A 10,570-nucleotide genomic window follows, 5' to 3' on the forward strand; every position below is an offset into this window, starting at 1 on the left:
CTGCGCCCAGCCGGTGATGCCGGGTTTCACGCGGTGGCGCAGCATGTACATCTCCAGCAAGTCCTTGTACATCTCGTTGTGCTGGAGCGCGTGCGGCCGGGGGCCGACCACCGACATGTCGCCCAGCAGCACATTGATGAACTGGGGCAGCTCGTCCAGGCTGGTGCGGCGCAGAAAGGCGCCGATCGGCGTGATGCGCGGATCGTTGCGCGTGGCCTGGGTGACGACGCCTTGTTCCTGGTGCACCTTCATGGTGCGGAACTTGTAGACGTTGAACTGGCGTCCGTTCAGACCCAGACGCGGCTGCCGGAAGAAGACGGGTCCCGGCGAGGATTGCTTGATGAGGACGGCGATCACGATGAACAGCGGCAGCAGCAGGACCAGCGCGACGATGGCGAACGCCTTGTCGAAGATGTCCTTGAGGATGCCGTTGAATCCGCTGGAGATCGGCTGGTTCAGGTCGACCACCGGCAGGCCGAGGAAGTTGCCCATCTTGTTGCTCAGCATCTGCAGGCCGAGGATGTCCGGCACCCAACGGATGTCGACCAGCGTGTTGCGCAACAGGTATTGCACTTCCTGCAGCCGCGGCGACGCCATCAGCGGCAGCGTGATCCAGATTTCATGGATGTGGTTGCGCACCACGTAGTCGTGAATCTCTTGCAGGCTGTTGATGCGCACGATCGATGGATCAACGATCTTCGCGGCGTCGTCGCCTTCGGCGTAGACCGCCTTGACGTCGTAGCCGGTCCAGTCCTGTTGCAACGCACGGCGGTGCATTTCCTGTCCCGTGCTGCCATAGCCGACCAGCAGCACACGCTTGTTGTTGAGTCCCTTGGCGCGCAGGTAGCGCAGGCCGTAGTAGACCCCGATGCGGTAGACGGCGAGGAAGGTGACGCCGCTGGCGTACCAGTAGAACATCCACAGTCGCGACACGTTGCCGACGTGGTGGATCAGGAAGCTGAAGAACAGCCCGATCAGCAGCACCAGGCCCCACGACGCGGCGAGGCGGAGGAACATGTCCGCCAGGGAGCGCCCGCGCCAGGAGCCGTAGAGCTCGAGCTGCGGGAAGAGCAGGAAGGCCAGCGCGCTGCAGAAGTGCAGCAGTACGATGTGGATGGGCGGCGTCTCGCTGAGCGGGATCTGGAAATGGATCAGACCGGCAAGACCGCCGGCCAGCTCGAGCGCGAGGACATCCATGACGCGCATCGAGAATTCCAGCCGGGATGAATTTGTGATGATCAAGTCTCGCATGGCATCTCTGTGGTCGTGGCACCAGGATCAAGCTGCCGATGCACGATCGCGGTATGCTGTCGTGCTGTCGTGCTGCCGCGCCGCATGGTTCGCTTCTGCAGCGCTCGGTAACAACAACTCTCGCACTCGCTCCGGACAGTTTTCGCTGTCGCTGCGCGACGGAAAACTGTGCTCCACAGAGGAAAAATTGTTATTACCTTTTAGGCAATAGTAATCATTAAAGAACACCGCAATTTGCTAAGTAGTGTTTGCTTGCGACCGCTCAAACAGCGCATTGCATCGAGTCAAACTTGCTGTTGTGCGAAATCCACCGCGTGTCGGAACGGCAAAAAAACGTGCTCTTTTTTCCGCGTGTCATCGCATCTGCCAAGCACATTGAACGATCACTCGTGTATTCATCGGAGCGGTCGATCATTCCGCTCGCAGAGGCTTGATTCCTTGCGGACATTCGATGCGCTATCATTCGCACATGACAACTGAAGACACTTCGCAAAAGACCGCATTCGAACTTGTCGGAGGGGAAGAAAAACTCCGCGCGCTCGTCGACCGTTTCTATGACCTGATGGAACTCGAATCCGAGTTCGCCGGGATACGCGCGATGCATCCCGCCTCCACCGACGGATCGCGCGACAAGCTCTTCTGGTTTCTGTGCGGATGGATGGGTGGCCCGGATCACTATATCGAGCGCTTCGGACATCCTCGCCTGCGCGCGCGGCACCTGCCGTATGCAATCGCATCGAACGAGAGGGACCAGTGGCTGCGCTGCATGGCGTGGGCAATGCAGGACGTCGGCGTGGATGAAGACATGCAGCAACGCCTGATGCAATCCTTCTACCAGACCGCGGACTGGATGCGGAACCAGGCGGGCTGAGTTTCTCCTGCCTCTTACCAGAACAATTTCTCCGGCTCGTCCGGGAGGACCATGAACACCATCGAACTCGTCACCCTGCTGCTTGTTGCCGTGGCAGTCATCTTGCAGATCGTCATTCTCTTGCGAGGGCGCGGCAACGATACCGCCGCGCAGCTGCAGGGTTTTCAGACGGAAATCCAGCGCCAGTTGCAGCAGGGAAGCGAACGCGTCGAGCGCGAGCTGCGGACTGAAGTGCAAGCCAGCGCGCAGGGCACGCGTCAGGAGTTGAGCGGCAACCTAGGCCAGTTCCAGCAGGCGCTCGCCGCCCAGCTCACCAGCGTTGCAACCATCCAGAACAACCAGATCGATTCCTTTGCGCAGCAGCTCGCCAAGTTGAACGAGGCGAATGCGCTGCAACTCGATTCCATGCGTCAGGCGATTACTACTCAGGCGCAGGCGGGCCGCGAGGAGCAGGCGGCGGCGCTCAAGCGCTTCGGCGATACGCTGAACCAGGCGCTGGCGGCATTGACGGAATCCAACGCCCAGCGGATGGCGGAAGTGCGCGGCACTTTGGAAGCCAAGATCCGCGACTTGCAGGAGGACAACGGCAAGCGTCTGGAAGAGATGCGGCGCACGGTGGATGAAAAACTGCATGCGACACTGGAGCAGCGGCTGGGCGAATCCTTCAAGCTGGTTTCCGACCGTCTGGAAAAAGTGCACCAGGGTCTGGGCGAGATGCAGCAGCTGGCGGTGGGCGTCGGCGACCTCAAGCGCGTGCTGACAAATGTGAAGACGCGCGGCACCTGGGGCGAAGTGCAGCTCGAAATGCTGCTCGAACAGGTGCTCACGCCCGACCAGTACGCGAAGAACGTGGAGACGGTTCCCGGCACCGGCGAGCGGGTGGAGTTCGCGGTCAAGCTGCCGGGGCAGAACGAAGGCGAGCGTCCGGTGTGGATGCCGATCGACGCCAAGTTCCCGAAGGAACAGTACGAACGCCTGGCCGAGGCGGCCGAACTGGCCGACACCGATGGCGTGGCTGCCGCCGGACGGGAACTGGAACGCGCCGTGCGCATCGAGGCGAAGACGATTTCGGAAAAGTACCTGTCGCCGCCCTTGACGACCGATTTCGCGATCCTGTTCCTGCCGACCGAAGGCTTGTATGCCGAAGTCATGCGCCGTCCGGGGCTGGCCGATGAACTGCAGCGCCTGTGCCGGGTGACGATTGCCGGCCCGTCCACACTGTCCGCCTTGCTCAACAGCCTGCAGATGGGATTCCGCACGCTGGCCCTGGAGAAACGCTCGTCGGAGGTCTGGCAGGTGCTGGGCGCGGTCAAGACCGAGTTCGGGAAGTTCGGCGATGTGCTGGCCGCCACCAAGACTACGCTGGAGCGTGCGGCCAAGAATATCGAGCAGGCCGAGACGCGCACGCGGCAGATGACGCGCAAGCTGAAATCGGTCGAAGCGCTGCCATCAGAGACGGCGCAGCTCCTGCTCGGGACGGATCCGGGGGAGGCCGGCGATGAGTGAGCGGGGCGGTGCTGCATTTGTGATAACGTGTCCGGATGCATGCCGTACCGGCAATAACAACATTCCCGTCTTTGAGACCCTGTGAAATATGGAAATAGCGATACTGTTCGGCTTGATCATTTTGAATGGCGTGTTCGCCATGTCGGAAATTGCGCTGGTCACCGCGCGCAGGGCCCGGCTTCAGAAACAGGCTGAAGAAGGCGATTCGGCTGCCGCGGCCGCCATCAAGCTCGGGGACGATCCCAACCGCTTCCTTTCCACGGTGCAGATCGGCATCACGTCGATCGGCGTGCTCAACGGTATCGTGGGTGAGGCCACGCTCGCTCATCCGTTCGGGGTCTGGCTGCACCGGATCGGTGTGGAAAGTCCGTGGGCCGAATACAGCGCGACGGGGCTCGTCGTGGTCAGTATCACCTACTTCACGATCGTGCTCGGCGAACTCGTTCCCAAGCGGCTCGGCCAGATCAGCCCGGAAGCGATTGCCCGTCTCGTGGCGCGCCCCATGCTTTGGCTGGCGGCGCTGACCAAGCCTTTCGTCCGGCTGCTGTCCGGCTCGACCCAGCTGGTGCTGCGCACCTTCGGCGTCAGCGAACGCATGGAGCCGAGCGTGACGCAGGAAGAGATCAACCTGATGCTGGCCGAAGGATCGAGCGCCGGCGTGATCGAGCAGCACGAACACCAGATGGTGCGCAATGTGTTCCGCCTCGACGATCGTCAGATCGCTTCGTTGATGGTGCCCCGTAGTGACGTGGTGTACTTCGACGTCAACGAGCCGCTGGAAGAAAACCTGAAGCGCTTCGAGGCGAGCGACCATTCCCGCTTCCCGGTGGTGCGCGGCGGCTGGGAAGAAGTGCTGGGCGTGGCCAATGCGCGCCAGCTCCTGGCGCAAACCTTGCGCGGCGAGAAGCCGGAGCTCATGCAGCACCTGCAGCCGGCGGTGTTCGTGCCGGAATCGCTGACGGGCATGGAGCTGCTCGAAAATTTCAAGAATTCCGGCGTGCAGCTTGCATTCATCATCGATGAATACGGCGAGGTGCAGGGGATCGTCACCCTGCAGGATGTGATGGAAGCGATCACCGGCGAGTTCAAGACGCACCGTGCGGAAGATGCATGGGCGGTGCAGCGCGATGACGGCTCATGGCTGCTCGACGGATTGATCCCCGTTCCGGAACTGAAGGACCGCCTCGGCCTGAAGGGGGTGCCGGAGGAGGAGCGCGGGCGCTACAACACCCTGAGCGGCATGCTCATGCTGCTGCTCGGGCGCTTGCCGCAGACCGCCGATAGCTGCGAATGGGAAGACTGGTCATTCGAAATCGTCGACCTCGACGGCAAGCGGATCGACAAGGTGCTGGCGACGCCCAAGGTGTCCGAGCCGGAAGCCGCGCCGGTCGAGCCGGCATAAGAACATAAGGACATCCCGGCTCCGGGCATAATGCCGCCAGGCAGCTTGTGCTGGACCCACTCACGGAGGCAGTCATGGTACATCGCATTCCCGACCCGATGGCCGGCGGTTCCCGCCCCTCGCATCGCCACAAGATCGTCACGGCCGCGGAAGCGGTGCGCCTCATCCACGACGGCGACACCATCGCAACCGGCGGCTTTGTCGGCATCGGTTTTGCCGAAAATATCGCGGTGGCCCTGGAGAAGCGCTTCCTCGAAAGCGAGGAGGAGATGCTGGGCAAAGGCTCTCCGTCCAACCTGACGCTGGTGTATGCGGCCGGGCAGGGCGACGGCAAGGACCGCGGGCTCAACCATCTCGGACATGAAGGCCTCGTCAGGCGCGTCATCGGCGGCCACTGGGGCTTGGTGCCGAAGCTGCAGCAACTGGCGATCGCCAACAAGATCGAAGCGTACAACCTGCCGCAAGGCGTCATCACCCATCTGTTCAGGGACATTGCGGCCGGCAAGCCGGGATCGCTGTCGAACGTCGGCCTGGGTACCTTCGTCGACCCGCGCCATGGGGGCGGCAAGATCAACGAAAGGACGACCGAGGACCTGGTCGAACTGCTGACCGTCGGCGGCCAGGAGGTCCTGTTCTACAAGGCGTTTCCGATCAATGTCGGGATCATCCGCGGCACCACCGCGGATCCCGAAGGCAATGTGACGATGGAAAAGGAGGCGCTGACGCTGGAGGCGTTGGCCATCGCCATGGCCGCGCACAATTCCGGCGGCATCGTCATCGTGCAGGTCGAGCGCATCGCCGAGAGCGGATCGCTCAACCCGCGCCAGGTGAAGATACCCGGCGTCCTGGTCGACTGCGTCGTGGTCGCGGAAAAGCCGGAATACCACATGCAGACCTTCATCGAGCCTTACAGCCCGGCGTTCTCGGGCGAGATGCGGGTGCCGATGTCGTCCATCCAGCCGATGGAAATGAGCGAACGCAAGATCATTGCGCGCCGCGCCCTGCTGGAGATCAAGCCGAACAATGTGGTCAACCTCGGCATCGGCATGCCGGAGGGCGTGGCCGCCGTGGCGGCGGAAGAGAAGGTGCTCGATCTCGTCACGCTGACGGCCGAACCCGGCGTGGTGGGCGGCATTCCGGCGGGCGGGCTCAACTTCGGTGCGGCGACCAATCCCGCGGCCATCATCGACCAGCCTTACCAGTTCGATTTCTACGACGGCGGCGGGCTTGACGTCGCCTTCCTCGGCCTGGCGCAGGCCGACCGGCACGGGAACCTCAACGTCAGCAAGTTCGGCCCACGGCTGGCGGGCGCGGGCGGCTTCATCAATATCAGCCAGAATGCAAAGAAGGTCGTGTTCGTCGGCACCTTCACGGCCGGCAACCTGGAGGTCGCGGTCGCGGCCGGCAAGCTGCAGATCAAGCGTGAAGGGTCGGCGCAGAAGTTCGTCGACGAGGTGGAGCATCGCACCTTCAGCGGCGAATATGCGATGCAGCGCGCCCAAAGTGTGCTGTACATCACCGAGCGCTGCGTGTTCCGGCTGATCCTGGAAGGGCTGGAGGTGATCGAGATCGCGCCGGGGATCGACCTGGAGCGGGACATCCTCGCGCAGATGCGCTTCCGTCCGGTCATCAGTCCGCAGCTCAAGCTCATGGATGAACGCATCTTCCGCCCGGGAGCAATGGGGCTGCGCAACGACATCCTCTATCTCCCGCTGGAGCAGCGCCTCACCTACAACGCCAAGCGCAACGTGTTCTTCGTGAACTTCGAGGGGTTCGAGGTGAGGAACGTGGCCGACATCGAGGCGATCCGCAACCAGGTGGAGGCGATTCTCGCCCCCCTCGGGAGGAAGGTGCCAACCGTGGTCAACTACGACAATTTCTCCATTACGCCCGACCTGCTCGACGGCTATGTGGAGATGGTGCATGAACTCACGGAGCGGTTCTACAGCCGGGTGACGCGGTATACCAGCAGCGCGTTCATGCGCAGCTATTTCGGCACCGCCTTCCGGCGCCACCATACCGAGCCTTCGGTGTATGCGAGCCGCGAGGAAGCGTTTTCGCAGTTGATGAATTGAAGGGGAGAGGGGGCTGGCGGGTTTCGCTGCGCTCTACCCACCCTACGTTTCTTTATAAAGGACGGTAGGGTGGGTAGAGCGCAGCGAAACCCACCAGCCCCATAAAGAATTGTAGGGTGGGTAGAGCGTAGCGAAACCCATCATGCGCTCCAAGGTAGTGCCGCTAACAAAGCCCGTCAAATACAACCACGTTGACCAACTCCCCTGCATCGACATCGCCCTGCCCATGCGGCAGCACAATCATGCAATTTGCTTCGGACATCGAACGCAAAACACCCGATCCCTGCGACCCTGTAACACGGACCTGCGCGCGGCCTTCATCGTCCAGCGAAAGAATGCCGCGCTGGTATTCCGTCCGGCCGGGCTTCTTGCGAATCGCCGACTGCGAGGCGACCCTCAGCATGGGCAACGCTTCCCGCTGCGCACCCATCATCTGCAGCAACGCATCTCGCGCAAAGAAATAGAAGCTCACCATGACGGCGACCGGATTGCCCGGCAGGCCGAACAGGTATGCACTCTTTCCATTCGACGCGATCTTCCCGAAGGCCATCGGCCGCCCGGGGCGCATCGCGAGCTTCCAGAAATGGACTTCCCCCAGCTTGGCCATCACCGTCGTCGTGTAATCCGCGTCGCCGGCTGAGACGCCGCCCGAGGTCACGATGGCATCCGCCGTTTCGCAGGCCGTGCGCAGCGTGGCTTCGAGCGAAGCCGGATCGTCGCACACCACGCCAAGGTCGATCACTTCGCAGCCGAGCCGGGTCAGCATGCCATAGACGGTGTAGCGGTTGCTGTCGTAGATGCAGCCTTCGTCCAGCTTCTCGCCGATGGAGCGCAGCTCGTCGCCGGTGGAGAAGAAGGCGACGCGCAGACGCCGCTGCACCGGCACTTCGCCGATGCCCAGCGAGGCCAGCAGGCCGAGGTCGGCCGGGCGCAGGATCTTGCCCTTCCTGAGGGCCGGCGTTCCGGCGGCGAGGTCTTCGCCCTGCAGGCGGCGGTTGTCCCCGGGCTTCACGGTGCCGGGTGCGATCGTGATCGCGGTTTCCGAGATCGACTGGACGAGTTCGTGCGGAATGACGGTATCGCAGCCCGGCGGCATCACGGCGCCCGTCATGATGCGCACGCATTGGCCGGCCTTCACGCCGCCGGTGTAAGGATGGCCGGCGAATGCAACGCCGGCAACCTGCAACTCCACTGCATGTTCGCCGATGTCGCGTCCGCTGAAAGCGTAGCCGTCCATCGCGGAATTGTCGTGCGCAGGGACGTTGATGGGCGAGACGATGTCGGCGGCAAGGACGCGCCCTAGCGCTGCCGTCAGTGTCAGCGTTTCCCATCCTTCGATGGGTGCGATGCTGCTGCGGATGATGTCTTGTGCATGTCCGGCTTCCAGCGCATCCGGGTTGTATCCGTCTATCCGTGCTGCGATGTCGGCGAGATTGGTCATGGTGTGTCGAGTGTTTTCAGTTCTTCGAGTGTGTTGATGTTGCGGAAGGCGTCGTCGTCGGGGAAGGCGACCTCGACGGCATCCTGCGCGCGCATCCAGGCTTCCATTCTTCGTCCGCCGTCCTCGAGGTATTGCACGAGGGGAGCGAGGCAGGCCCTCACCCGGAGCAGGCAGAACACCGGATGGGCCTGGCGCGACGTGTCGTCGCCGGTGACGGCAAAGGCGATGTTCGCGTCGTGCCGTTCGAGAGCATCCTTGAGACACGCCACCAAGTCCATAGGCAGAAAGGGGGAGTCGCAGGGGGCGGTGACGAGGTAGGGGGTGTCGCACGCGAGCAGGCCGGTATGCAGGCCGGCGAGCGGTCCGGGGAAGGCTTCCATGCGGTCCGGCCATACCGCATGGCCGAAGCTGCGGTAGATGTCGAGGTTCTGGTTTGCGTTGACCGCCAGCTTGTCGACCTGCGGGCGCAGGCGCTCGATGACATGGGCTGCCATCGGCTTGCCGCGGAAGGCTTGCAGGCCCTTGTCGACGCTGCCCATGCGCGTGCCGCGGCCGCCGGCCAGGATCATTCCGGTCATGCCCAAGCTCATCCTCCGATGTAGGACATTTCCACCTTGCGCACGGCAGGGTCGATTCCCGGTGTGCTGGCGGTGCGCAGTTCCGAGTAGCGGTCCGCGCGCTTGCGCCAGAGATGGGCGATGGCGGTGGCCAGTTCTTCGTCACTGCGTCCTGCGCGCAGCAGTGCGCGCAGATCATGGCCGCCGGTGGCGAACAGGCAGGTGTAGAGCTTGCCTTCGGTGGACAGCCGCGCACGCGTGCAGTCGCGGCAGAATGCCTGCGTGACGCTGGAAATGACGCCGATCTCGCTGCCGTCGTCCGTGTAGCGCCAGCGTTCGGCGGTCTCGCCGGTGTAGTTGGGCTCGATTTCCTCGAGCGGCATTTCGGCATGGATGCGGCGGATCACTTCCGCCGAGGGCACGACTTCGTCCATTTTCCAGCCGTTGCTGGCGCCGACATCCATGTATTCGATGAAGCGCAGGATGAATGGCGAGCCCTTGAAGCGGCGTGCCATCGGCAGGATTTCCTGGTCGTTCATGCCGGCCTTGACCACCATGTTGATCTTGACCGGCCCAAGCCCGGCGTCGTGCGCCGCCTCGATGCCGCGCAAGACTTCGCTGACGGGGAAATCGACGTCGTTCATGCGCTGGAAGACGGTATCGTCCAGCGCGTCGAGGGAGACGGTCACGCGGCGCAGGCCCGCTTGCCGCAGGGCACGCGCTTTCCGCGCGAGGATGGAGCCGTTCGTGGTCAGGGTCAGGTCGATCGGTTTGCCGTCGGGCGCGGTGAGGGCCGCCAGCATCTCGATCAGGTTTTCGATGTTCTTGCGCAGCAGCGGCTCGCCGCCGGTAAGCCGGATCTTGTGCACGCCGTGCGCCACGAAGATCTTCGCGACCCGCGTGATTTCCTCGAACGAAAGCAGGGCGGAATGCGGAAGGAAGGCATAGTCCTTGTCGAAGACTTCCTTCGGCATGCAATACACGCAGCGGAAGTTGCAGCGGTCCGTGACCGAGATCCGCAAGTCGTGCAGCGGGCGCGCCAGGCTGTCCTCGAGGTGGCCGGCAGGCGCTTCGAGCGGCAAGGGAATGTCCGGCACCAATGGTGTCGGGCGGAGGTCGGCGACGGGGATGATTCTGTTGGCCATGGCACTCTTAAGATACCACGAGACCAAGCAGCGCACAGGCGCCGATGAGGGCGATGGTATTGACCTTGAACCGGAGCAGGGCGATTGCCGCGGCGGCTGCGATCGACATCGATATGAGGTCCCACTCGGCAGCCGGCCTGTCGAGCCGGAAGGTATGTTCGGCGAAAAAAACCGCGAGGCTGACGATCACGCCCACCACGGCGGCGGAGATGGCGGTGAGCGGCGCGGTCAGACGGATGTTGCCGCGCGTCGATTCCACCAGCGGGCCGCCGGCCAGGATGAAGATGAACGACGGCAGGAAGGTGAAGAAGGTCGCCGCGCA

9 protein-coding genes are annotated in these 10,570 nt (G+C 63.0%); 4 read left to right on the forward strand and 5 right to left on the reverse strand.

Annotated features, from left to right (window positions below):
* Positions 1 to 1,251, reverse strand: a 1,251-nt coding sequence (locus tag VFF99_RS04685) for an undecaprenyl-phosphate glucose phosphotransferase (protein ID WP_325015440.1), incomplete at its 3' end; no start/stop codon positions are given.
* 469 nt (positions 1,252 to 1,720) lie between these two features.
* Between VFF99_RS04685 and VFF99_RS04690 the strand changes: the two genes are divergently transcribed.
* The 4 genes from VFF99_RS04690 (at position 1,721) to VFF99_RS04705 (ending at position 7,105) form a co-directional block, all read left to right on the forward strand.
* Entirely contained in the window at positions 1,721 to 2,122 is a 402-nt protein-coding gene (locus VFF99_RS04690) for a group II truncated hemoglobin (RefSeq protein WP_325015442.1), read from the forward strand.
* Between the two features lie 51 nt (positions 2,123 to 2,173).
* Positions 2,174 to 3,628, forward strand: a complete 1,455-nt coding sequence (rmuC, locus tag VFF99_RS04695; RefSeq protein ID WP_325015444.1) for a DNA recombination protein RmuC — start codon at positions 2,174 to 2,176, stop codon at positions 3,626 to 3,628.
* A gap of 88 nt (positions 3,629 to 3,716) precedes the next feature.
* Positions 3,717 to 5,030 (forward strand): hemolysin family protein, encoded by a 1,314-nt coding sequence (locus tag VFF99_RS04700; RefSeq protein ID WP_325015446.1) that lies wholly within the window; start codon positions 3,717 to 3,719, stop codon positions 5,028 to 5,030.
* 74 nt (positions 5,031 to 5,104) lie between these two features.
* Complete coding sequence (locus VFF99_RS04705) at positions 5,105 to 7,105, forward strand: acyl CoA:acetate/3-ketoacid CoA transferase (protein WP_325015448.1); 2,001 nt, start codon at positions 5,105 to 5,107, stop codon at positions 7,103 to 7,105.
* 163 nt (positions 7,106 to 7,268) lie between these two features.
* On the opposite strand, the gene glp is transcribed toward VFF99_RS04705, so the two are convergent.
* From glp to VFF99_RS04725, 4 genes are all read right to left on the reverse strand, one after another.
* Positions 7,269 to 8,546 carry a gephyrin-like molybdotransferase Glp gene (gene glp / locus VFF99_RS04710; RefSeq protein ID WP_325015450.1) on the reverse strand — a complete coding sequence of 426 codons (1,278 nt, stop codon included), beginning with the start codon at positions 8,544 to 8,546 and terminating at the stop codon, positions 7,269 to 7,271.
* The gene (gene mobA / locus VFF99_RS04715) at positions 8,543 to 9,124 is read right to left on the reverse strand and encodes a molybdenum cofactor guanylyltransferase MobA (protein ID WP_325015452.1); all 582 of its coding nucleotides are present in this window, start codon (positions 9,122 to 9,124) and stop codon (positions 8,543 to 8,545) included. Before mobA ends, glp begins: the two co-directional genes overlap by 4 nt.
* An 8-nt stretch (positions 9,125 to 9,132) precedes the next feature.
* Positions 9,133 to 10,248, reverse strand: a complete 1,116-nt coding sequence (moaA, locus tag VFF99_RS04720) for a GTP 3',8-cyclase MoaA (protein WP_325015455.1) — start codon at positions 10,246 to 10,248, stop codon at positions 9,133 to 9,135.
* 7 nt (positions 10,249 to 10,255) lie between these two features.
* Positions 10,256 to 10,570, reverse strand: a 315-nt coding sequence (locus VFF99_RS04725) for a chromate transporter (protein WP_325015456.1), incomplete at its 5' end; no start/stop codon positions are given.

Source organism: Noviherbaspirillum sp. (genome assembly GCF_035654295.1).
Lineage (GTDB): Bacteria > Pseudomonadota > Gammaproteobacteria > Burkholderiales > Burkholderiaceae_D > Noviherbaspirillum.

Coding starts and splice junctions, on each gene's coding strand:
- VFF99_RS04690 (WP_325015442.1), top strand. CDS start 1,721: ATGACAACTGAAGACACTTCGCAAAAGACCGCATTCGAACTTGTCGGA.
- rmuC (WP_325015444.1), top strand. CDS start 2,174: ATGAACACCATCGAACTCGTCACCCTGCTGCTTGTTGCCGTGGCAGTC.
- VFF99_RS04700 (WP_325015446.1), top strand. CDS start 3,717: ATGGAAATAGCGATACTGTTCGGCTTGATCATTTTGAATGGCGTGTTC.
- VFF99_RS04705 (WP_325015448.1), top strand. CDS start 5,105: ATGGTACATCGCATTCCCGACCCGATGGCCGGCGGTTCCCGCCCCTCG.
- glp (WP_325015450.1), bottom strand. CDS start 8,546: ATGACCAATCTCGCCGACATCGCAGCACGGATAGACGGATACAACCCG.
- mobA (WP_325015452.1), bottom strand. CDS start 9,124: ATGACCGGAATGATCCTGGCCGGCGGCCGCGGCACGCGCATGGGCAGC.
- moaA (WP_325015455.1), bottom strand. CDS start 10,248: ATGGCCAACAGAATCATCCCCGTCGCCGACCTCCGCCCGACACCATTG.